The 22223-nt window shown below is 71.5% G+C and carries 22 protein-coding genes and 2 riboswitches; of the genes, 11 read left to right on the top strand and 11 right to left on the bottom strand.

Annotated elements, in window-relative coordinates; genetic code table 11:
* Positions 1 to 16: 16 nt before the first annotated feature.
* The 3 genes from OG417_RS10560 to OG417_RS10550 form a co-directional block, all read right to left on the bottom strand.
* Complete coding sequence (locus OG417_RS10560) at positions 17 to 445, bottom strand: CBS domain-containing protein (RefSeq protein WP_329253375.1); 429 nt, start codon at positions 443 to 445, stop codon at positions 17 to 19.
* Between the two features lie 112 nt (positions 446 to 557).
* Complete coding sequence (locus OG417_RS10555) at positions 558 to 1202, bottom strand: class F sortase (protein WP_329253372.1); 645 nt, start codon at positions 1200 to 1202, stop codon at positions 558 to 560.
* On the bottom strand, positions 1189 to 1320 hold the full coding sequence (locus OG417_RS10550) for a hypothetical protein (protein ID WP_329253369.1): 132 nt from the start codon (positions 1318 to 1320) through the stop codon (positions 1189 to 1191). The genes OG417_RS10555 and OG417_RS10550 overlap by 14 nt, the downstream gene beginning before the upstream one ends.
* Before the next feature lie 102 nt (positions 1321 to 1422).
* Here OG417_RS10550 and OG417_RS10545 point away from each other — a divergent pair, with 102 nt between their 5' ends.
* Positions 1423 to 1740, top strand: a complete 318-nt coding sequence (locus OG417_RS10545) for a hypothetical protein (RefSeq protein ID WP_329253365.1) — start codon at positions 1423 to 1425, stop codon at positions 1738 to 1740.
* A gap of 650 nt (positions 1741 to 2390) precedes the next feature.
* Here the strand turns inward: OG417_RS10545 and OG417_RS10540 are convergent.
* The 3 genes from OG417_RS10540 to OG417_RS10530 all read right to left on the bottom strand — a co-directional run bounded on the left by OG417_RS10540 (position 2391) and on the right by OG417_RS10530 (position 5793).
* The gene (locus OG417_RS10540; RefSeq protein WP_329253362.1) at positions 2391 to 3653 is read right to left on the bottom strand and encodes an FUSC family protein; all 1263 of its coding nucleotides are present in this window, start codon (positions 3651 to 3653) and stop codon (positions 2391 to 2393) included.
* A gap of 136 nt (positions 3654 to 3789) precedes the next feature.
* Positions 3790 to 4989, bottom strand: coding sequence for an acetyl-CoA C-acetyltransferase (locus tag OG417_RS10535; protein ID WP_329253359.1), 1200 nt, complete (start codon positions 4987 to 4989; stop codon positions 3790 to 3792).
* Positions 4990 to 5040: 51 nt separating this feature from the next.
* Positions 5041 to 5793, bottom strand: coding sequence for a hypothetical protein (locus OG417_RS10530; protein WP_329253356.1), 753 nt, complete (start codon positions 5791 to 5793; stop codon positions 5041 to 5043).
* Between the two features lie 199 nt (positions 5794 to 5992).
* Here OG417_RS10530 and OG417_RS10525 point away from each other — a divergent pair, with 199 nt between their 5' ends.
* On the top strand, positions 5993 to 7504 hold the full coding sequence (locus OG417_RS10525; RefSeq protein WP_329253352.1) for an ATP-dependent DNA ligase: 1512 nt from the start codon (positions 5993 to 5995) through the stop codon (positions 7502 to 7504).
* A 106-nt stretch (positions 7505 to 7610) separates the two neighbouring features.
* On the opposite strand, the gene OG417_RS10520 is transcribed toward OG417_RS10525, so the two are convergent.
* Both OG417_RS10520 and OG417_RS10515 read right to left on the bottom strand, forming a co-directional pair.
* Positions 7611 to 8408, bottom strand: a complete 798-nt coding sequence (locus tag OG417_RS10520; protein ID WP_442875673.1) for a hypothetical protein — start codon at positions 8406 to 8408, stop codon at positions 7611 to 7613.
* Between the two features lie 100 nt (positions 8409 to 8508).
* Positions 8509 to 9807 (bottom strand): M50 family metallopeptidase, encoded by a 1299-nt coding sequence (locus OG417_RS10515; protein WP_329253345.1) that lies wholly within the window; start codon positions 9805 to 9807, stop codon positions 8509 to 8511.
* Between the two features lie 136 nt (positions 9808 to 9943).
* Between OG417_RS10515 and OG417_RS10510 the strand changes: the two genes are divergently transcribed.
* The 3 genes from OG417_RS10510 to OG417_RS10500 all read left to right on the top strand — a co-directional run bounded on the left by OG417_RS10510 (position 9944) and on the right by OG417_RS10500 (position 12701).
* Positions 9944 to 10561, top strand: a complete 618-nt coding sequence (locus OG417_RS10510; protein ID WP_329253342.1) for a class I SAM-dependent methyltransferase — start codon at positions 9944 to 9946, stop codon at positions 10559 to 10561.
* 91 nt (positions 10562 to 10652) lie between these two features.
* Complete coding sequence (locus OG417_RS10505) at positions 10653 to 11366, top strand: gamma-glutamyl-gamma-aminobutyrate hydrolase family protein (protein WP_329253339.1); 714 nt, start codon at positions 10653 to 10655, stop codon at positions 11364 to 11366.
* A gap of 114 nt (positions 11367 to 11480) precedes the next feature.
* Positions 11481 to 12701, top strand: coding sequence for an alpha/beta hydrolase family protein (locus OG417_RS10500; RefSeq protein ID WP_329253336.1), 1221 nt, complete (start codon positions 11481 to 11483; stop codon positions 12699 to 12701).
* Positions 12702 to 12705: 4 nt separating this feature from the next.
* Here the strand turns inward: OG417_RS10500 and OG417_RS10495 are convergent, their stop codons facing one another.
* Genes OG417_RS10495 through OG417_RS10485 form a run of 3 tightly spaced genes read right to left on the bottom strand, consistent with a single transcriptional unit; the run spans position 12706 to position 16156 of the window.
* Positions 12706 to 14961, bottom strand: coding sequence for an FtsX-like permease family protein (locus OG417_RS10495; RefSeq protein WP_329253333.1), 2256 nt, complete (start codon positions 14959 to 14961; stop codon positions 12706 to 12708).
* Positions 14958 to 15635 carry an ABC transporter ATP-binding protein gene (locus OG417_RS10490; protein WP_329253329.1) on the bottom strand — a complete coding sequence of 226 codons (678 nt, stop codon included), beginning with the start codon at positions 15633 to 15635 and terminating at the stop codon, positions 14958 to 14960. Before OG417_RS10490 ends, OG417_RS10495 begins: the two co-directional genes overlap by 4 nt.
* Entirely contained in the window at positions 15632 to 16156 is a 525-nt protein-coding gene (locus OG417_RS10485; RefSeq protein WP_329253326.1) for a PadR family transcriptional regulator, read from the bottom strand. The genes OG417_RS10490 and OG417_RS10485 overlap by 4 nt, the downstream gene beginning before the upstream one ends.
* A 124-nt stretch (positions 16157 to 16280) precedes the next feature.
* Positions 16281 to 16378, top strand: a riboswitch (glycine riboswitch).
* Positions 16379 to 16382: 4 nt separating this feature from the next.
* A riboswitch (glycine riboswitch) is annotated at positions 16383 to 16459 on the top strand.
* A 78-nt stretch (positions 16460 to 16537) separates the two neighbouring features.
* Between OG417_RS10485 and gcvT the strand changes: the two genes are divergently transcribed.
* From gcvT to OG417_RS10455, 6 genes are all read left to right on the top strand, one after another.
* On the top strand, positions 16538 to 17641 hold the full coding sequence (gene gcvT / locus OG417_RS10480; protein ID WP_329253321.1) for a glycine cleavage system aminomethyltransferase GcvT: 1104 nt from the start codon (positions 16538 to 16540) through the stop codon (positions 17639 to 17641).
* Complete coding sequence (gene gcvH, locus OG417_RS10475; protein ID WP_329253318.1) at positions 17638 to 18021, top strand: glycine cleavage system protein GcvH; 384 nt, start codon at positions 17638 to 17640, stop codon at positions 18019 to 18021. The genes gcvT and gcvH overlap by 4 nt, the downstream gene beginning before the upstream one ends.
* A gap of 1 nt (position 18022) precedes the next feature.
* Positions 18023 to 19279: a serine hydroxymethyltransferase gene (gene glyA, locus OG417_RS10470; RefSeq protein ID WP_329253314.1), complete on the top strand. Its 1257-nt coding sequence runs from the start codon at positions 18023 to 18025 to the stop codon at positions 19277 to 19279.
* A gap of 6 nt (positions 19280 to 19285) precedes the next feature.
* Entirely contained in the window at positions 19286 to 20221 is a 936-nt protein-coding gene (gene lipA, locus OG417_RS10465; protein ID WP_329253311.1) for a lipoyl synthase, read from the top strand.
* A gap of 2 nt (positions 20222 to 20223) precedes the next feature.
* Complete coding sequence (locus OG417_RS10460) at positions 20224 to 21597, top strand: L-serine ammonia-lyase (RefSeq protein WP_329253308.1); 1374 nt, start codon at positions 20224 to 20226, stop codon at positions 21595 to 21597.
* Positions 21598 to 21891: 294 nt separating this feature from the next.
* Entirely contained in the window at positions 21892 to 22191 is a 300-nt protein-coding gene (locus OG417_RS10455; protein ID WP_329253303.1) for a hypothetical protein, read from the top strand.
* Positions 22192 to 22223: the final 32 nt, after the last annotated feature.

The following is a 22223-nucleotide window of genomic DNA, read 5'->3' as shown; positions in this document are numbered from 1 at the left end:
CCCTCGGCGCGGCCCTTCAACGGCTGATGTAGTCGACCAGTTGCTCGCGCTCGCTCTCCAGCTCGGCGATCGCGGACTTGACCACGTCACCGATGCTGACGATGCCGGCGAGACGCCCGTCGCGGACGACCGGCAGGTGGCGGATGCGGTGCTCGGTCATGGTCGCGCGCAGGTCTTCGACGTTGTCGCCGGGCGCGCAGGTGCGTACGGTCGCCGTCATGATCGATGAGACCGGCTGGTCGAGCAGTGCGGCCCCGCGCTCACCCAGCCGGCGGACGATGTCGCGCTCGGAGACGATGCCCTCGATCGTGGTCCCGTCCGTGGAGACGACGACGGCACCGATGTTGCGCTCGGAGAGCAGGGCGAGCAGGTGACGGACGTCCGCCTCCGGCTCGATCGTCACCACTTCTCCGCCCTTCCTCCGGAGAACTTCCGAGATGCGCATGGGGCCCTCCCAACTCGCTGTGACCGGCATCACTACGTTAACCATCCCCGGTCCGTGAGCAAAGGCCACGAGTCAGAACCGTGGTCACTCAGCGCGGTCGAGCCGTGGTCACTCAGCGCGGTCGCTGGCCGATGAGGTGCCCGTACACGATCGTGTTGCCCTCGTAGTTGTGGCCGTTGAAGTCGCCGCCGCAGGTGATGAGCCGGATGCCCGCGAAGCGGACCTCGCCGTAGACCCGCTTGGTCGGGAAGTGCTTCTTGGAGACGTTCTCCACGGAGTCCACCGAGAACGCCGCGACCTTCCCGTCCTTGCGCGTGACGTCGACGATGTCGCCGGGCCGCAGCTTGCCGAGCTTGAAGAAGACGGCCGGCCCCTTCTTGGTGTCGACGTGTCCCACGATCACGGCAGGACCACGCTCCCCCGGTGTCGGCCCCTTGTCGTACCAGCTCGCGAGCTGCGCCTCGGACAGAGGCGGCACGGCGATGGTGCCGTCGTGCTGGAGCCCGAGGGACAGCAGCTTCGAGTGGACGCCGATCCGCGGGATGTCGACGTGGACCGGAGTGGAGGCCGCCAGGACGGGTCCCGATGACGGGGTCGCGGCGTGGGGCCGGGCCGCCTCCGGAGCAGGCCGCGGCGGCCCGGAGTTCTGACAGGCGTCGAACCCCAGGACCGCCGAGCCCGCCGCGATCAGGGCGGCGGCCGTCCCGGTGAGGAGACGGCCGCCACGCGGTCGTGCCGATGAGTCAGGAACGGGCACTGGCCTGAAGGCGCCGGCGGGCCAGCGGGAGGAGCCCCGCACCGCCGAGCAGCAGAGACATCCCCGCGACACCCAGCGGGACGTTCGTCCCCTGCGAGCCGCCGAAGCCCGTGCGCACCGCCCCCATGGGAACGTAGTGGCGGCGCGGAGCGGGAGCAGCCGGCGGAGCCGGAGCCGGTCGCGACACCCTCACGTGCCCAGCCGCACAGCATGCGCTCGTGTGCTCGGAGGCGAAGTCGCCGCCGCCGGGGCCCTCGTCGTCATCGTCGTCGTCCCCGGCCTCCTCACCACAGCCGTGCGCGAAACCGCCGATGTGGCCACCGACGCCACAGAGGCCACGCGGGCCGGTGTGGCGCGTACGGTGGAAGCCGCCGATCTCGGCGTCGTCGCCGCCGCCGCCGTCGTCGTCGCCCGCATCGTCGTCGTCATCGTCACCCTTGGGAAGCGCCACCTGGTGCATCCCGTTGTGGAGCACACCCTGGTGGTGCGCCCCGAAACCCGTCTGGTTGTGCACTGCCCCGATCATGTCGGCCGTTGACGCCAGGGCAAGCGCGGGTGAGGCCAAGCCGATGGTCAGTGCGGCCGCTGAAGCGGTTGTCAGGGTCAGAGTCTTGACCCTCATGGGTCCCCCCTAGATGTCAGCGGCAGCCCGGACTCCTCCCGGCTGCCGGCATCGCCACCAGCCCCCTCATTCCCGCAATGCGGGCAGTACGACCAAGATCACTATCCTCTTGAGCTAATGATTACGGTGCAGATCATGCGGCTTAGGAGAACGGCCGATTTCGTCCGTCGCGAGCAGTGGAATGGTGCTTCTTGTCCGGCTTTGTAGCTCGCTAAGGCAGGTCGTCGCACAAAGGGTCGTTGTGGCGTGGTAGACGATGAGACGAGGGCGTCAGAGCCGCTTTCGGCGGTTCACTTTTGCGACACCATCCGACATCCTGCCGCGTACGGGCACCGGGCACGCGACGCCCACGCCGGACACCACGACGGGCCGGCAATGGACGTCGCGCCGCATCGTGAACAGACGTCGCTTATCACCGTGAAAACGCTCGACCCGCGACGCAGGGTGGATCATCTTCTTATCGGTCGATCGCCGCATGAAGCCGCTCAGCCCGGCTCGAAAGTGTATCTCCGCCCGAAAATACGCCGGAGATAATTGACGAACCGGGCATGTCGGCAGAGGTCCGCTCAGATTGCACCATGGGGGTGCGGCTGGGAACGGTGGGAACCGCGGGAACCGCGCCAGACCGTACGGCGAGAAACTCCGGGACGGGATCCGCCGCCCCTCACCGGCAGGCGCCGCATCGACCGGTGGCGCGCCCGGCCCTGCCGGGCGTGCATACGGTGCTCCAGGCGGAGCTGATCCGTCAGCCGGTCCAGGTGGGCCAGCAGCTCGCCGCGCAGCGACCACTCGCCGGAGTCGCCCGCGGGCATCCTCAGCAGCTCCTCGGCCAGCAGGTCGCGATGGTGCTCGGCCCGGCCCAGGCACCGGCGGAGCTCACCGTCCGCGGGGCCCGTGTCACCGGCCACCTCGGACCTGATCACGCGCCCGTACACCCGCATGGCGGCGGCGAGCTCCTCCAGCATGCCCACGAGGTGCTCCTGGGCGGCCCGCCCGAACGTCGGGTCGTCACGCTCACGCGTGCTGTCGGCGATGACGCGCGCCAGGACGCGGATGTTGATCCAGAGGTGCTCCAGGGAGTCGAGACCCGTACGGAGCACGAGGGACGCGTGGGGGAACCCGGTCGCGCGCGGGTTGAGCCGGATGCTGTCCTCGGCGTCGCCGAGGGCGCGGTCGACCCGGCCCAGCTCTTTGCCGAGCGTGCGCGCTTGCTGCAGCCAGCCGACGGCCTCCTCGTGGGAGGGCGCGTGGCGCAGCCCGTCGGCCATCTCCTGGAGCAGCCGGCCCATCTCCAGGCCGACGTCCTCGATCGCCTCTTCGGCGGGCTGGACGCGCACCGGCGAGAGGATCAGACCGGCCCCCAGCCCCACGGCGGCCCCGACCAGGGTCTCCACGACCCGGTCGGTGGCGTTGACGCCGGTCGGCAGGGACAGGATCAGCATCGCGCTGATCGGCACCTCGAGGATGTGCTCGCCGAGGCGCAGCACGTGGCCGAGGATGAGCGCCACCCCGATGGCCAGGCCAAGGGTCCACCAGGTGAAGCCGAGGACCATGGCGAGGACGACGGCGAGCAGAACGCCACCGACCACGCTGCCGATCCGCTGGACCGCGCTGCGCATCGTCCGGTACAGGCTGACCTGAAGGACCAGCAGGGCGGTCAGCGGCGCGAGAGTCGGCTTGGTGGTCGTGCCGGGCAACAGCAGAGCGATCAGGTACGCGGCCGTGGCGGTCGCCGTCAGCCGCCCGATCAGCGCGGCCGTCGGCTGGGCACGGCGACGGATGAGGTTGAAGGGCTCGGCGACTCGGAAGGAGACAGGCTGAAGCGTCATAAGGCATCAGGAGGGAGTCGAGAGGGACGCAGACCGGCCCAGGGGGCCACCCAGAGTCCAATCACCTGACGCGGCACGACTATTCCCCGGATCGCCGCCTTCGGCGAAACAGTCTCCGGGGACTGCAGATGATCTCTTAGGCGACGCGCTCGAAGACGGCCGCCAGGCCCTGGCCGCCGCCGATGCACATCGTCTCCAGGCCGTACCGCGCCTCGCGACGGCGCAGTTCGTACAGCAGCGTGGCGAGAATGCGGGCGCCGGTCGCGCCGACCGGGTGGCCGAGGGAGATGCCCGAGCCGTTGACGTTGAACCGGTCGAGGTCGGGCAGCTTCCACTCCCGCAGGACGCCGAGGACCTGGGCGGCGAACGCCTCGTTCAGCTCGATCAGGTCCATGTCGTCCAGGCTCAGCCCCGCGCGGCGCAGCGCCTCGGCGGTCGCCGGCACCGGGCCGAGGCCCATGAGGTGGGGAGGCACGCCGGCCACCGCCCAGGACACGAGCCGTGCCTGGGGCGCGAGGCCGAGTGCGTCCGCCTTCTCGCGCGTGGTGACGAGGCAGACGGCCGCGCCGTCGTTCTGGCCGCTGGAGTTGCCCGCCGTGACGGTCGCGCCGTCGATCTTCATCACCGTCCGCAGGCCGGCGAGACGCTCCAGGGAGGTGTCCGCGCGCGGGTGCTCGTCGCGGTCGATCATCTGGGTGCCCTTGCGGTCGGTCACCTCGACCGGCACGATCTCGTCGGCGAACCGGCCCTCCTCCTGGGCCGCGACCGCCCGCCGGTGCGACCGCAGGGCCAGTTCGTCCTGCTCCTCACGGCCGATGTCGTACCGCGCGCGGACGTTCTCCGCCGTCTCGAGCATGCCGCCGGGCACGGGGTGGTGCCTGCCGCCGGCGGTGACGCGGGCGCGCGCCAGCCGGTCGACGAACTTGATCTCCGCTCCGGGGCGGCCCCAGCGCAGGTCGTCGGCGTAGTACTCCACTCCGCTCATGCTCTCGGCCCCACCCGCGATGATCGCGTCGCTCGCGCCGCTGCCCACCTGCATCACCGCGTTGATCACCGCCTGGAGCCCGGAGCCGCACCGGCGGTCGATCTGGTAGCCGCCGACCCCCACCGGCAGCCCGGCGTCGAGCGCGGCGACCCGGCCGATCGCGGGGCTCTCGCCGTTCGGGTAGCCGTGCCCGAGGATGACGTCGCTGATCTCGCCCGGTTCGATCCCCGTACGCTCGACCAGGGCGCGGATCACCGTGGCGGCCAGCTCGGCGGCCCCGACGTCGCGCAGCGCGCCGCCGTAGCGGCCGACCGGTGTACGGACAGGGGAACAGACGACAACATCGCGCATGATTCGCACCCTAAGGGACGTCTGCCGGTACGCCTCGGCTGCCCCTTCCGTCTAGTGAAAGGCCGGCAGGCCGGCGCGGGCCGCGGCGATGGCGTTCTCCAGGCACCGCCGTTCGCTGGCCGCGCGGTCTCCGGCCGGCGGCTGTTCTTCGATGTACTGCATACGCAGGACGACATTGTGGTAGCGGACCGTCGCCTCACCCACCGCGACGTGCACGTCCCGGTCGATCCAGTAGCGCTCGAACGCCGCGTCGCCGAGCCCGCCGATGCGGCGCAGCGAGCGGGTGTCGGGGGTCAGGTCCTTGACGGCCTGCTTCCACTGGGCCTCGTACGACCAGACGGTCATGCTGGTCGCCTGACCGTGCATGTACTTGGGCAGAAAGGCGCGGGCGTCGACCTGGACGGCGCGGTAGCGGTGCCCCTGCGACAGGGAGTACTTGCAGACGCCGGCGGTCTCGGCGCCCATCTTGTCGACGGTGGGGCTGTCGGTGGGCACGAACCGGCGTACGGTCGCGGGCTGGAGGACGTCGCAGGCGTTCGGGATCGTCGCGAACACCGGTGCCTGGGAGGGCCGCGCCGTCGCCGAGACGCTCGACCGCCCCGGCGGCCGGTCGACCATCGTCGACCCGGCCTTGGGACGCGCGCCGTCGCGAGCGAACGCGAACACCCCCACGGCGGCCACGGCCACCGCGGCGGCCACGGCGAGGATCGCGCCGATGACGCCCGACCGGCGCGCCTTCGCCTTGGGCGCGTCCGGCGGGGAGTACACCCGGTGGAAGGGCTCCGGTAGGCGCGGCAGACCCAATCCTTCTCCCCAATCCCCGGCCGCGCGGCCGGGACGATCGCTCGTTGAGAAGGTAACCGGCGGACGGTCCCGGATACCAGGGCCGGTTTCGGTCGATGTCGGTGATGCCGCCGGTCTGTGACGGGAGGCCATGCCGCTCCTTGTTCCTCCGGGGGGTGGGGTCGTGTCGATTGTCGGTCCCCAGGGCGACAATGCGAATGTGTTGTTGACGGACATCGCCGAGACCTCAGGCGCGGTCGCCGCGACGTCGGCGCGTCTCGCCAAGCGCGAGCTGCTCGCCGACCGGCTCCGCCGCGCGGCGCCGGACGAGGTGGCCATCGCGGTCGCCTACCTGTCCGGTGAGCTGCCGCAACGCCAGATCGGCGTCGGCTGGGCGGCCCTTCGCGAGCGGCCCTCTCCGGCCGCGGAGGCGACCCTCACCCTGGCCGAGGTGGACACCGCCTTCACCACGATCGGCCGGGTCTCGGGTAAGGGTTCCGTGGCCACACGGAAAGCCCTTCTGGCCGAGCTGTTCGCCCGCGCGACGGCCGACGAGCACGGTTTCCTGCTCCGGCTGCTCTCGGGCGAGCTGCGCCAGGGCGCGCTCGACGGGGTCATGGCCGACGCGATCGCCGCCGCGGCCGAGGTGCCCGCCACGGAGGTCCGGCGCGCGGTGATGTTCCGCGGCTCGCTGGGCGCGGTGGCCGAGGCGGCGCTCACGTCGGGCCGCGAGGGGCTGCGCGCCTTCGGGCTGGAGGTCGGCCGCCCGGTCAAGCCGATGCTCGCCGCCAGCGCCCCGTCGGTCGAGGCGGCGATGGAGAAGGTCAGCCCGGCGACGGTCGAGTGGAAGCTCGACGGCATCCGCGTGCAGGCCCACGTCCGCGACGGCGAGGTGCGCCTGTTCACCCGCACGCTCGACGACATCACCGCCCGGCTGCCGGAGGCGGTGGAGGCGATCGGCGCCCTGCCCGTACGCTCCGCGGTGTTCGACGGCGAGCTGATCGCGCTGCGCGACGACGGGCGGCCGCACCCATTCCAGGTGACGTCGGCGCGGGTGGCCCGCCGCGGCCCCGGGCAGGAGGTGCCGCTGTCGGTGTTCCTGTTCGACGTGCTGCACGCCGACGGCGCCGATCTCATCGACCGGCCCGGCGCCGAGCGGAGCGAGCGGCTGGCGGCGCTCGTCCCGGAGCCGCTGCGCATGCCGCGCCTGGTGACCGGCTCGGTGGAGGAGGCGACCGCGTTCTTCCGCGACGCGCTCGCGCACGGCCACGAGGGTGTGCTGGTCAAGTCGCTCGACACGCCCTACACCGCGGGCCGCCGGGGAGCCGGCTGGATCAAGGTCAAGCCCCGGCACACGCTCGACCTGGTCGTGCTGGCGGTCGAGTGGGGCCACGGACGGCGGCGAGGCACCCTGTCCAACCTGCACCTCGGCGCCCGCGATCCCGAGTCGGGCGGCTTCGTCATGCTGGGCAAGACGTTCAAGGGCCTGACCGACGAGATGCTCCGCTGGCAGACCGAGCGCCTCCTGGCCCTGGAGGAGCGGCGCGACCAGTGGACGGTCTACGTCCGGCCGGAGCTGGTCGTGGAGATCGCCTTCGACGGCGTCCAGCGCAGCCCCCGCTACCCGGGCGGTCTGGCCCTGCGCTTCGCCCGTGTGCTCCGCCACCGCCCGGACAAGACCGCCGACGAGGCCGACACGATCGACAGCGTCCGCGCCACCGCCGCCTTCTGACCACCACGGCCGGCAGCGCCACCGCCGCCGCTCTCGAGGAAAAGCGCGCCGGCACCATCGACGGCGTCCGCACCACCAGCACCTTCTGAGCCGGCCGACCGCCTGTTCAGCGGCGGTGGCGGCGGCGGTGGTGGTCCTGGACGATCAGGTCGTGGCGGCCCGCGATGAACTCCTGCACCCAGATCTTCGCCCGGATCAGGGGGCGTCTGAGGCGTTCCTCCCTGCGCAGGGCCCGGTGGAGTTTCTTCGTGTCCACCCCGTACCGCCAGCGGGCCCACGGAGAGCCGGGCCGGGCCAGGCGGAACGCGCTCACCACCAGCACCACCGGCAGGAACAGCCCCAGCAGGCCGGTCCAGATCTTGCCCTTGAACAGGGTCACGATGGCCAGGACGAGGTTGACGAGCACGTTCGACAGGACCAGCAGGAACACCCCGACCGGCACCGCGCGGTCCGGGCCCAGATCCCGGACGTCGCTGAAGCCGACCGGGCGGACGCCGACCAGGATCAGGCCCGTCACGGCCACGGCGATGAACACCGCGTCGACCGACGCGCGGCCCTCTTCCATCCAGTACACGTCCCGCAGGTGCAGGATCAGGGCGAACTCGTCTAGCACGAGTGCCGCACCGACACCGAAGACGCTCGCCGCGGCCGCGTACCAGATCGTGTACGCGTCCGGGATGGACAGCGCGGCCACGCCGCCGACCAGCATCAGCACCACGCCGAAGACCACGTGGTGGATGTGCAGGTCGCCGACCTGCACGTTCTTGAACCACCAGCGGACCTTGGCCCTGATAAGCCGCACGTTGATGCGTACCGCCACAAACGTGACGATGAACGCCACAAAGAAGCAGAACAGCGGCAACCGGCCGGTATCCACGATTCGTTGCGTGAAGAACTCCCCCACGATTCGCCCCCGAGTTCGTACGCCCTCATCATGACCCATTCCGGCCGTCGGCGACGATTGCCCCAGAGGGAAATACCAGGTCAGCGAAGCGTAATCCCGCTCAGCCGTTGAGACGCACCGGGTTCACCAGGTCCGCGTAGATCAGCAGCGCACCCATCGTGATGATCACGGCCGCCATGGCGTACGTCAGCGGCAGCGCCTTGGCGACGTCCACGTGGCCCGGGTCGGGGCGGCGGGTCAACCGCGCCAGGCCGCGCTTGAGGCCCTCCCAGAGCGCCCCGAGGATGTGCCCGCCGTCCAGCGGGAGCAGCGGCACCAGGTTGAACATCCCGATGGCGAAGTTGACCGTGCCCAGCATCATCAGGAAGAACGCCAGCTTGTCCAGGCCGGGTTCGTGGGACGCGGCGATCTCTCCGCCGATGCGGCTGGCACCGACCACGCCGATCGGGCCGTTGGGGTCGCGCTTCTTGTCGCTGAACGCGGCGTTCCAGACCCCGACCATCTTCTTGGGCATGTTGACCAGCGAGCCGAGCGTGCGCGTCGTCAGGTCCGACATCGTGCTGACGACCGTGCCGGGCCCCTGGTGCACACGCGCGTCGGTCGGCGTGATGCCGAGGAAGCCGACCTGCTCGGTCTTGTCGGGGTCGGTCAGCGACCGCATCTGGTTGGTGGTGACCGGAACGCTCAGGTTGAGGGTCTGCCCGCCGCGCCGCACGACGATCGCCACCGTACGGCCGCCGGAGGCGCGGATCAGCTCCTGGAGCTCGTCGTAGGAGGTGATCTTGTGGCCGTCGTAGGACGTGATCCGGTCGCCCGGCCGGAGCCCGGCCTTCACGGCGGGGGTCGCCGGGTCGCTCGCCGTGCAGTCGCGGCCGGCCTGCGCCGCCGAGATCGTGCACTTGGCCACCTCGGCGATGACCGGCTGGGGCGTCGACACGCCGATGCCCATGACCACGATGCTGATGAACACGAAGGCCAGCAGGATGTTCATGAACGGCCCGGCGAACATGATAATGACCTTCTGCCACCACTTCTTGCTGTAGAACACGCGGTTCTCGTCGCCGGGGCCGACCTCTTCGAGCGAGGCGCCGCGCGCGGACTCGATCAGCGTCTGGAACCGCCCGGTCGAGGAGGCGCGCAGCATGCCCTCGGGGTCGTCCTTGCGCGGAGGCAGCATGCCGATCATGCGGATGTAGCCGCCCAGCGGGATCCACTTGACGCCGTACTCGGTCTCGCCCGTGTGCCGCGACCACATCGTCGGGCCGAACCCGACCATGTACTGCGGCACGCGCACGCCGAAAAGCTTCGCGAATGACAGGTGGCCCAGCTCATGCAGGGCGATCGAGGCGAGCAGTCCGAAGAAGAAGACGACGATGCCCACCACGAACAGCCAGCTCATCCAATGCTCCACATCAGTCGTGCCGGAGGCTCCCCGAACGGCGACGGGCGACGCCCCAGTCGGACAAGCGTATGCCGAAAAGGCAAACTCATGTCAGGAAGCCGCGCAGCAAAGCCGCCTTGAGTAGGGTGCGCCGATGGCGGAGGACTACTGGAACCACAACGTGCACTATCACCCGCTCGTGCTCCGCGCGGTTCCCGAGGGGTGCGGTGCCGCGCTCGACATCGGCTGCGGCGACGGGCTGCTGGCCCGGAGGCTGGCGCGCCGGAGCGACGCGGTGGTCGGGGTGGACGTCTCGGCGGAGATGGTCCGGCTGGCCCGCGAACGCAACACGGACCTCGGCAACGTGACGTTCGCCGAGGCGGACCTCCTGCGCCCCGACCGCGAACCGCTCGGCGACGGCCGGTTCGACTTCGTCAGCGCCGTCGCGGTCATCCACCACGTCGACTTCGCGGCGGCGCTCGCGGCGGTCGAGCGCCTGCTCGCCCCGGGTGGCCGCGCGGTGATCGTCGGTCTCGCCCGCAACCGGACGCCGCTCGACTGGGTTTTGAGCGGCGCCGGTGTCCCCGCCGCCCGGTGGTACCGGCGCCGCAACGGCGGCAAGGGCCACCCGGACGGCCTGCCGATGAAGGATCCCGCCATGAGCTGGGGTGAGATCCGCCGTGACGCGCGCCGGCTGCTGCCGGGCTGCCGGTTCCGGCGGCACCTCCTCTGGCGCTACTCCCTGATCTGGAACAAACCCCGCGGCGGCTGAGCGTCCGCCCGGTCAGCGGCAGGTCAAATCGTGGCCACGCGAGACCCAGTTCGGTGGGGCGTAACGTTGTGTCACGCTTTCATCTTCTGCCGTGACCAGACCTGTGATCGGCGTGAGTGCGTACGCCGAACGGGCCCGCTGGGCGGCGTGGGACATGCCCGCCAGCGTCGTGCCCCAGCGTTATCTCGACAAGGTTCTCGCCGCCGGCGGCACGCCGGTGGTGCTGCCGGCCCTCCCCGGCGTCGACGGCGTGCTGTCCCGCCTCGACGGGCTGCTGCTCGTCGGCGGCGGCGACGTCGACCCGGCGCGGTACGGCGCGGTGCCGCATCGGGCGAACGGCCCGGTCAACCCCGTCCGTGACGCCGCCGAACTGGCCCTGCTGCGGGAGGCGCTCGCGCAGCGGCTGCCGATCCTCGGCATCTGCCGTGGCCTCCAGCTCATGAACATCGTTCTCGGCGGCACGCTGCACCAGCACGTGCCGGACGTCGTCGGCCACGAGGGGCACACGGGCGGCGAGGGCGTCTTCGTCCGGCACGCCGTGCACCTGCACCCCCGTTGCGGCCTGGCCCGCGCGCTGGACCGTACGACGCTGGAGGTGCCGAGCTCGCACCACCAGGCGATCGACCGGCTCGGCCGGGGCCTCACGGCGTGCGCGTGGGCCGACGACGGCCTGATCGAGGCCGTCGAGCTGGACGGGCACCCGTTCACGATCGGCGTCCAGTGGCACCCGGAGGCCGACGCGGAGGTGGCGATCTTCTCCGCGCTGGTGACGGCCGCCATGATCCCCGCCCCCGCCGTCGTCTGAGAAGCCGGGAAAGGTCGGGAAAACCGAACCCGTGATCGGCGTGGTGGCACCATTTCGCCGCCACGCCCAGCCGACCAGCATGAAGACCATCCCCACAACACCGGAGGTCTCGTCATGCGCGGTTCGCGTCTCATCAGTGGTCTGCTGGCGGGCGGACTGGCCACGGCCGCTCTGGCGGCGGCCGGGCCGACCGTCTCCTCGGCCGTGCCGCTGCGGCCGGGCGTCCACGCGGCGGCGTCCGCGACGGCCGCGCGGCTCACGCTGCCGCCGCCCACCGGGCCGGACGACGTCGGCACGGTCGCGCTGCGCCTGGTCGACGATTCGCGGCACGACCCGTGGGTGCCCGCGCAGGCGTACCGGGAGCTGATGGTCAGCGTCTTCTACCCGGCGCGCGACGCCGCGGCGTACCCGGTGGCGCCGCAGATGACCCCGGCCGCCGCGAAGCACTTCGACGCCTCGCTCGGCACCCCCGTGCACCAGGGGCTGAACATCAAGCCCGGCGCGGTCGACTGGGGCGCCACGATGACGCACTCCCACCAGGGAGCGCCGGTGGCGGCCGGCCGCCACCCCGTCGTGCTGTACTCCCCCGGCCTGGGCGACCCGCGCACGCTCGGCACGACCTTCGCCGAGGACCTCGCCTCACGCGGCTACATCGTCGTCACGGTCGACCACACCTACGACGCGTCGGAGGTGGAGTTCCCCGGCGGCCGGGTCGAGCCGCTCAAGCTGCCCCTGGACGGGGACCCGATCGCGACGCTGAAGAAGGTCATGAGCGTCCGGGTGGCCGACACGCGGTTCGTGCTCGACCGGCTGAGCACGCTCCCGTACGGGCTGGGCGCCGCCGTCGACCCGGCGCGGATCGGCATGGCCGGCCAGTCGGCCGGCGGCTTCACCGCCCTGCAGGTCCTGCACGACGACCCGCGCGTACGGGCCGCCGCGAACCTCGACGGCACGGTCGGGTTCGACCAGGACGACGGCGGTCCCGGCCTGTCGCCGCTCGCCGAGAGCGGCCTGCGCCGGCCGTTCCTGCTGATGGGCAGCCAGGCGAGCGACCACCACACCGTACGGTCGTGGGAGGCGCTGTGGGACCACAGCACCGGCCGGCGGCGCGACCTGCACCTGCGCGGCTCGGCGCACCACACCTACACCGACCTGGAGTCGCTGGCGCCGCAGCTCAGGACGGACGCCGACACCGGCTGGATCGACTCCTCGCGGGCGGTCGCCGAGCAGCGGGCGTACCTGGCGGCCTTCTTCGACCGGTGGCTGCGCGGACGCGACGACGGCCTGCTGGACCGGCCGTCGTCGCGGTACCCCGACGTGACCTTCGTACGGTGAGCCCTCACTCGTTCCGCGCGGTCTCGGGCCCGGTGATCCGCCGGAGCAGGGGCAGGGTGGCGGCGATGACGCCGAGGGAGACGGCGAGCCCCGCGACGACCGTGACGGCGAAGCCGGCGCCCGGCGGGTGGAGCGGGTAGTCCAGCTGCGACTTCAGGAACAGCCCGGCGGCCAGGAATCCCGCTCCCGTCGCCACGACGGCGTTGGCCAGGAGCGGGACCGCGCTCTCCAGGACGACGGCCCGGCCGAGGGTCGCGAGCCGGACGCCCGTGAGCCGCAGCAGGCTGAACGGGCGTTTGCGCTCGTTCATGCCGCCGACCACGCTCGCCGCCAGGGCGCACCCGGCGATGCACAGGCTGACGACGATCACCACGTCGGCCAGCCGCTCATAGCCCTTGAGCAGCTGCGCGGTGTCGGTGTTCGCGCGGATCTCCCCGACGGTGGCCGGCGGCTCGCGGTGCGGGAAGGCGGCGATGAGGGTGGTCCGCACCCGTTCGATCGCCGACGCCGACCCGTCCGTGCCGACGACGACCGTCTGGACCGGGAGACGCCGGGCCCGCGACGAGGACACGGCGACCGCGGGCCAGTTCGTGTCGGGAAGGCGCTCGGAGTCGAAGACGTAGTCGGGCGGCACCGAGACCACGTCCGCGCCGGCGGCGCACCGCCCGAAGCCCGGCACCCCGGCCAGCTCGCGGCACGACATCAGCCCGGCCACCACGGGCCGGGGGCCGCCCAGCGAGAGCGTCGTGCCGAGCGGGTTCGTGTGGATCAGCATGACGCCCCGTACGCCGGGGATCGAGTGCAGCCGGGCCAGGACCTGGTCCGATACCGGGACGGAGGCACGGGGCACGCCCGGCGTTCTCGTCCAGCCGTGGGAGTACTCGGCCACCATCGTGCCGCGGGCCGCGGCGTCGCTCTCGGGCACGCCCTGCTCGGCGACCATCGTGTTGATCACTCCGACCGCCGTGCTGGTGACGAAGAGGGCGAGGACGAGCCCGCTGACCGCGCGGTAGCCGGCCTTCGGGTCGTCGGCGAGCCGCCGCCCGGCGATCAACGTCGCGGGACGGCGGGCGTACCGCGCCACGACGCGTGAGCCGGCCATGGTCAGCCACGGCCCGGCGATCACCAGCCCGCCCATCATCAGGAAGATTCCGGTCAAGTACGCCCAGATCTGGCCGTTCGTGGTGGCGGGACGGCGGCCGACGAAGAACGCGAGCTCGGCGACACCGGCGGCGAGCGGGATCAGCCGGTACGCGCGGGGCGGGCGCGGAGTGGCGCGCCGGCTCACGCCGAGCGGGGAGATCCGCACCCGGCGCAGGGCGACCCGCGCCGCGATCATCGCGCCGAGCGGGACGCCGACGGCGACGAGCCCGATCTGGAGCGCGGTGAGCGACACGTCGGCGGCGTAGAACCGCTGACCCGTGATCGGGATCGCGGTCAGGCGCGTCCGGAAGAGGAAGAACAGCCCGAAGCCGCCCGCGGTTCCGGCGACCGCCGCCACGCTCGACTCGACGGCCGCGACCAGGGAGATCTGCCGGGGCGTTGCACCGACCAGGCGCATCGCGGCGAAGCGCTGTTCGCGGCGGGTGGCCACGAGCCGGGTGACCGTGCCGATGAAGATCAGCACCGGGAAGAGCAGCGCCGCCGCCGTGACCGACAGGATCAGGTCGATGCCGTTCGCGTTCGTACCGGCGTTACAGCTCGAACAGCTGCTGGGCGTCCTGGTGGCGATGCCGGTCACCTTCGCCGCGCCGGGGGCGCGCGAGAGCTCGGCGGCGCTCGCACCCACGATGACGTACAGCGAGTCCGGGGACGGGAGCGCGGACGGGCCGATCGTGCCGATCCGGCGGCCGGGGTAGCGGTCGCCGAGCCGGTCGGGCGCCGCCGCGCGCAGCAGCGCGGTCAGCGCCGGTGACGTGTAGTACTCCCCCGGCCCGGGCAGGCGCGGGATGCCGGGCGGCAGGGGCGTGCGGGGCCCCGTGGCGGCGACCTCGACCCGGGTGATCGTCCTGCCCTCGTAGCGCTCGTAGCCGAGGGTGGCCCACATCGGGTCCGGCGAGGGCGTGACACCCGCCGTGGCCTCGGGGACCGCGGAGTTCAGCCAGGCGTAGCGGGCGTTCTGCGCGTTGACGGCGTTGATGCCCGCCAGGGTCGCCAGCAGCAGGCCGACGCCGAGCGCGACGGCGGCCGCGGTGACCACGAGCCGGACGGCGGCCTCCCGGCCGCCGGCGACGGTGAGGCGGAGGCCGAAGCCGATCACGGGGCCACCCCGACCGCGGTGGTCCTCCCGTCGCGGACGATGACCTCGCGGTCGGCGTACGCCGCCACCCGCGGCTCGTGCGTGACCAGGACGACCGTCGTGCCCTGCTCGCGGGCGGCGGACACGAGCAGCTCCATGACCTGCTCGCCGGTGAGCGAGTCGAGCGCGCCGGTCGGCTCGTCGGCGAACAGCACCCGCGGGCTCGCGACCAGGCCACGGGCCAGCGCGACACGCTGGGCCTGCCCGCCGGACAGCTCGCCGGACCGCCGCCGCTCCAGCCCGCCGAGGCCGAGCCGCTCGAACCAGGGCTGGACCTGCCGGACGGCCGCGCCCCGGCGCAGGCCGCCGAGCAGCAGCGGCAGCGCGATGTTCTCCTCGGCGGTCAGCTCGGGGACCAGCTGGCCGAACTGGAACACGAAGCCGAAGCGGTCGCGGCGCAGGGCGCTGCGCTCGGCCTCGCCCATGGTGTCGACCCGGCTGCCGTCGAACCGGACCTGCCCGGACTCCGGCGTGAGGATCCCGGCCAGGCAGTGCAGGAGGGTCGACTTGCCCGAGCCGCTGGGCCCCATGACGGCGACGATCTCGCCGGCCTCGGCCGACAGGCTCGCGCCCCGCAGCGCGGGCGTGCTGCCGAACGACAGGGTGATCTCGCGCGCCTCGATCAGCGGTGTCACGGCAGGACCTCGCGTTTCAGGGCGTCGAGCCGGGCCGCGGTGAGGTCGATCCAGCGCAGGTCGGACTCCAGGTGGAACAGGCCGTGGTCGGCGAGCAGCGCGTCGACCAGGTCGCCGTTCCGCTTGGTGTCGGTCAGCTCGCGCATGCGCTTCAGGTGGGCGGCGCGCTGGGCGTCGAGGTACGCCTCGGCGTCGCGGTCGAGGAGCAGCGCGAGCACGACCTTGGTGAACAGCACGGTCTGCAGGTGCGGCTCGGCCTCGACCGGCTCGCCGAGCCAGGACTCGAACTCGGTCGCCCCCGTCTCGGTGATGACGTACCGCTTGCGGTCGGGGCCCGCGCCGGCCTCGGTCTCGCCCACGACCACCTTCCCGGCGCGGGCGAGCCGGGCGAGGGTGGCGTAGACCTGGCCGAACGGCAGCGGTTTGCCCCGGCCGAACAGCGCGTCGTAGTCGCGTTTCAGGTCATATCCGTGGCTCGGCTCGCGTTCGAGCAGGCCGAGCAGGGCGAAGGGGACGCTCATGAGAAGGAAAGTACGCCGCGCGTATACTCGCCGTCTATACACTCGATGTACAGACGCCCGGCCAGGTGAGACGAAGCGTGGGCTGTCGTCGCGCGACGGGCGCTGCTAGCCTGGCGGCAGCCGTTGATCCCGCGCGGGAGAGCGCCCGGGCCGCCAGTCCGGGCCGCCGAAGGAGCAACTCCTCCCCGGAACCTCTCAGGCGACGAAGACCGCGCGGAGCAGGCGACCTCTGGAAAGCGGAGCGACGCTCCCGCCGAAGGTGCAAGCCCCCCGGGCGAAGCTCTCAGGCGCCGATGACAGAGGGGGAGGCGCCGAGACCGCAAGCGAACCAGTGGGACGATATGACCCCCGGATCGCCCGCGCGATAAGGAGCCTGCCGCGATGTCCGTTCCGGACACCAAGAAGACACCACTCCACGAGGTCCACGAGGGCCTCGGCGCCACCGTCACCGAGTTCGCCGGCTATCTCATGCCGCTGCGCTACGGCAGCGAGACCGCCGAGCACCAGGCGGTCCGCACCAGCGCCGGGCTGTTCGACCTGTCCCACATGGGAGAGATCTTCGTGACCGGCCCGCAGGCCGGGGCGGCGCTCGACCACTCCCTCATCGGGCACCTGTCGGCGCTCGCCGTGGGCCGGGCGCGCTACACGATGATCTGCGACGCCGAGGGCGGCGTGCTGGACGATCTGATCGTCTACCGCCTGGCCGCCGAGACCTATCTGGTCGTGGCCAACGCCGCGAACGCCGCCACCGTGCTCGCCGAGCTGACCGCGCGGTCCGAGAAGTTCGACGAGGCGGCCGTCGACGACCGGTCCGACGCGTACGCGCTCGTCGCGGTCCAGGGGCCGAAGGCCCAGGAGATCCTCGGCAAGCTCACCGACGCCGCGCTCGGCGACCTGAAGTACTACGCGATCCTGCCCGGCGCGGTGTCCGGCGTCGACGCCCTGATCGCCCGCACCGGCTACACGGGCGAGGACGGCTTCGAGCTGTTCGTCTCCGCCGGCGACGCCGTGGCGGTCTGGAACTCTCTGACCGAGGCCGGCGGCGACGACCTGCGGCCCTGCGGGCTGTCCGCGCGCGACACGCTGCGCCTGGAGGCCGGGATGCCGCTCTACGGCAACGAGCTGACCGCCGAGACCACGCCGTTCGACGCGGGCCTGGGCCGTACCGTCAAGTTCGAGAAGGGCGACTTCGTCGGGCGTGCCGCGCTGGCCGCGATCGCCGACGAGACGCCGAAGCGGACCCTTGTCGGGCTCGTCGCCAGGGGACGGCGGGTGCCCCGGCACGGGTACGACATCGTGGGATCGGACGGCACGCCGTGCGGAGTCGTGACCAGCGGCGCGCCATCCCCGACACTGGGCAAGCCCATCGCCATGGGCTATATCGACGCGGACCACGCCGAAGACACCGATCTCGCGGTGGACATCCGCGGCAAACATGAGCCGGTCGACAAGGTCGCCCTGCCTTTCTATAGGAGGACCCCGTGAGCAGCGTTCCCGAGACCCTTTCCTACACCGAAGAGCACGAGTGGATTACCGAGCCGTCCGACGGTGTTGTCACTGTGGGGATCACCGCCTATGCCGCCGACGCCCTCGGTGACATCGTGTACGTCTCGTTGCCGCAGGAGGGCGCCACGGTGGAGGCCGGAGAGCCCTGTGGCGAGGCGGAGTCGACCAAGTCGGTGAGTGACATCTACGCGCCGGTGACGGGGGAGGTCGTGGCGGTGAACGGTGCGGTCGAGGAGGACCCGGCCGTGATCAACGCCGACCCGTACGGGGAGGGCTGGCTGCTGAAGATCCGCACTGACGGCGACAGCCCCGACCTGCTGGACGCCCCGGCCTACTCCAAGCTGATCGAGGAGGCGTGAGATGAGCCTGTCCAACGCCCCTCTCTCCGAGATCGACCCGGAGGTCGCGTCGGCCATCGCCGAAGAGCTGCGCCGCCAGCAGTCGACCCTGGAGATGATCGCCTCGGAGAACTTCGCCCCGGTGGGCGTGCTCGAGGCCCAGGGCTCGGTGATGACGAACAAGTACGCCGAGGGCTACCCGGGTCGCCGCTACTACGGCGGCTGTGAGTACGTCGACGTCACCGAGCAGCTCGCGATCGACCGCGCCAAGGCCCTGTTCGGCGCCGACCACGCGAACGTCCAGCCCCACTCGGGCGCGCAGGCCAACATCGCGGTGTACTTCGCGCTGCTCCAGCCGGGCGACACCATCCTGGGCCTGGACCTCGCCCACGGCGGGCACCTGACCCACGGCATGAAGATCAACTACTCCGGCAAGATGTTCAACGTCGCCGCCTACCACGTGGGCGAGGACGGCCGGGTCGACATGGACGAGGTCGCCGAACTGGCGCGCGAGCACCGGCCGAAGATGATCGTCGCCGGCTGGTCGGCGTACCCGCGGCAGCTCGACTTCCCCGCGTTCCGCCGCATCGCCGACGAGACGGGCGCGCTGTTCATGGTTGACATGGCGCACTTCGCCGGCCTCGTCGCCGCCGGGCTGCACCCCTCGCCGGTGCCGTACGCCGACGTCGTCACGAGCACGACCCACAAGACGCTCTGCGGGCCGCGCGGCGGGCTCATCCTGTGCCGCGAGGAGTTCGCCAAGAAGATCAACTCCGCGGTGTTCCCCGGCACGCAGGGCGGGCCGCTGGAGCACGTGATCGCCGCCAAGGCCGTGGCCCTGAAGATCGCCGCGTCCGAGGAGTTCGCCGAGCGCCAGCGCCGTACGGTCGAGGGCGCGAAGGCGCTGGCGGCGCGGCTGTCGCGCGAGGACGCCGCCAAGGCCGGCGTGAAGGTGCTGACCGGCGGCACCGACGTTCACCTGGTCCTGGTCGACCTGGTCGACTCGGAGCTGACCGGCCGTGACGCCGAGGACCGCCTCCACGACATCGGCATCACCGTCAACCGCAACGCCGTCCCGAACGACCCGCGCCCGCCGATGGTGACCTCCGGGCTGCGGATCGGCACGCCCGCGCTGGCCACCCGCGGCTTCCAGGAGGCCGACTTCGCCGAGGTCGCCGACATCATCGCGCTCGCGCTGCAGCCGTCGTACGACGCTGCGGCGCTTTCGGCCCGGGTCACCGCCCTGGCCGAGCAGCATCCGCTCTACCCGAGTCTGTGAGATGAGATGACCATCGCCCCGGAAGGCCGCAAGCTGCTTCGCATCGAGGCGCGCAACGCCGCGACCCCGATCGAGCGCAAGCCGCCGTGGATCAAGACCAAGCTCAAGATGGGGCCGCAGTACCGCGAGCTGACCGACCTGGTGCGCAGCGAGGGCCTGCACACGGTCTGCCAGGAGGCGGGCTGCCCGAACATCTACGAGTGCTGGGAGGACCGCGAGGCCACCTTCCTCATCGGCGGCGACCAGTGCACGCGCCGGTGTGACTTCTGCCAGATCGACACGGGCAAGCCCGCCGCGTACGACCCGGACGAGCCCCGGCGCGTGGCCGAGTCGGTCGAGCGGATGGGCCTGCGGTACGCCACGATCACCGGCGTCGCCCGCGACGACCTGCCGGACGGCGGTGCTTGGCTGTACGCCGAGACCGTACGGCAGATCCACTCCGCGCTGCCCGGCTGCGGCGTCGAGCTGCTCATCCCCGACTTCAACGCCGTGCCGTCGCAGCTCGCCGAGGTGTTCTCCTCGCGGCCCGAGGTGCTCGCGCACAACCTGGAAACGGTGCCGCGGATCTTCAAGCGGATCCGGCCGGCCTTCCGGTACGAACGGTCGCTGTCGGTGCTGACGCAGGCGCGGGAGGACGGGCTGGTCACCAAGTCCAACCTCATCCTCGGCATGGGCGAGACCCGCGAGGAGATCTCGCAGGCGATGCGCGACCTGTACGACGCGGGCTGCGAGCTGCTCACCGTCACGCAGTACCTGCGGCCCTCCCCCCGCCACCACCCGGTTGAGCGCTGGGTCAAGCCGGAGGAGTTCGTCGAGCTGAAGGCCGAGGCCGAGGAGATCGGCTTCGCCGGCGTCATGTCCGGGCCGCTCGTGCGTTCCAGCTACCGCGCCGGACGCCTCTACCAGCAGGCCATGGAGGCTCGCGGCGCCAGGGTCGAGTAGTCGTGGCGATCAGCGTCTTCGACCTGTTCAAGGTCGGTATCGGCCCGTCCAGCTCGCACACGGGCGGGCCGATGGTGGCGGCGCACCGGTTCGTGCGGTCGCTTCTCGATGACGGTCTGCTGGAGAAGACCGCGTCCGTACGCGCGGTGCTGTACGGCTCGCTGGGGCTGACCGGCAAGGGGCACGGCAGCGACAAGGCGGTCATCCTGGGACTGGAGGGCGACCGGCCGGAGTCGGTCGACGTCGACGGCGTTCCGAAGCGGCTGGAGTCGTCGCGTTCGCGCGGCACGATCCGGCTGCTCGGCTCGCGTGAGGTGCCGTTCGTCGTCGGCACGGACCTGGTCTTCGAGCGCAAGGAGTCGCTGCCGCACCACCCGAACGGCATGCGCTTCACCGCCTGCGACGACGCGGGCGAGGTGCTGCGCGAGAACGTCTACTACTCGGTCGGCGGCGGTTTCGTCGTGGACGAGGACGCGACCGGCGCGGACCGCATCAAACCGGACGACACCGTGGTGCCGTACCCGTTCGCGACCGGGTCTTCGCTGCTGTCGCTGGCGGAGGAGACCGGGCTGTCGGTGCCGGCGCTGATGATGGAGAACGAGAAGGCGTTCGGCCGCGATGAGGAGACGATCCGCGCCGGGCTGCTGGAGCTGTGGCGGGTGATGCGCGAGAGCGTCACGCGCGGGTGCACGAACGAGGGGCTGCTGCCGGGCGGCCTGAAGGTGCGGCGCCGCGCCCACCTGCTCTACCGCAAGCTGCTCGCGGAGACCGAGGCGGACCCGCTGCACGCGATGGACTGGGTGACGCTGTTCGCCCTCGCGGTCAACGAGGAGAACGCCGCCGGCGGCCGGATCGTCACCGCCCCGACCAACGGCGCGGCGGGCATCGTCCCGGCGGTGCTGCACTACTACGACAAGTACGTCCCGGGCGCGTCCGACGAGGGCGTCGTGCGCTTCCTGCTGACCGCCGGGGCCATCGGCGTGATCATCAAGGAGAACGCCTCGATCTCCGGGGCGGAGGTCGGCTGCCAGGGCGAGGTCGGCTCGGCGTGCGCGATGGCGGCGGCGGGCCTGACCGAGGTGCTCGGCGGCACACCGCAGCAGGTGGAGAACGCCGCCGAGATCGGCATCGAGCACAACCTGGGCCTGACCTGCGACCCGGTGGGCGGGCTGGTGCAGGTGCCCTGCATCGAGCGCAACGCGGTCGCGTCGATCAAGGCCATCAGCGCCTCCCGGCTGGCCCTGCGCGGCGACGGTCGCCACTTCGTCTCGCTCGACAAGGCGCTCAAGACGATGAGGGACACCGGCCGCGACATGCTCGACAAGTACAAGGAGACCTCACGCGGCGGCCTCGCCGTCAACGTCATCGAGTGCTGAGATCCTTCTGTGGCTTCGGCAAGGGATCGTAGAGTCTCACGCCAACCGTTTCCGGCCGGCCGGACTCGGTGTGGACGCAGGGAAGTTGTGTGTGTGCTCAAGCGCGCACCGCGCACGCCAAGGCGTGCGACAATCGGGTCGTGCCGATCAACAGAAAGGGCCGTGCCGCGTAGACCGCCCTCCGCCGTACGGGCGGACCTGCGTCCCCGCCCACGCCTGGTGCTGCCCGCCGCACGACAGATGCCCCAAAGGCTCCCAGCCGCCGTCCGGCGCAAGGTCGCCGAAGCGGCGCCGATGCTCAGCGACGACATCGCCGAGGCGCTCTACATGTGGGTGAAATGCGCAATGCTGCCACGCTTCGAGCCGTTTCGCACGACCGAGGACATGTTCCGGGAGATCGGACACCGTTGGGCCTCACCCCCCTACATCCGTGATGTCCTTGAAGACGCCTTGCACGTGCAGTCCGGCCGAACTCGCCGGCTCCTCGCCGCCGCCGTCAACGCGATCGACCGCGAGGTGACGTCCCGCACACTGCCCGATCCTCGCGGCGATCGAGGCGCCCCATGGTGGCACCGCCGGCTCTGGACCGGCTGACCCGGGACAGTTGAAGGTCCCCACCCATGCTG

Source organism: Actinoallomurus sp. NBC_01490 (assembly GCF_036227085.1).
Taxonomy (GTDB): domain Bacteria; phylum Actinomycetota; class Actinomycetes; order Streptosporangiales; family Streptosporangiaceae; genus Actinoallomurus; species Actinoallomurus oryzae.
Note: the sequence above shows the minus strand (reverse complement) of the source record. Positions and strands in the feature narration are given on the sequence as shown.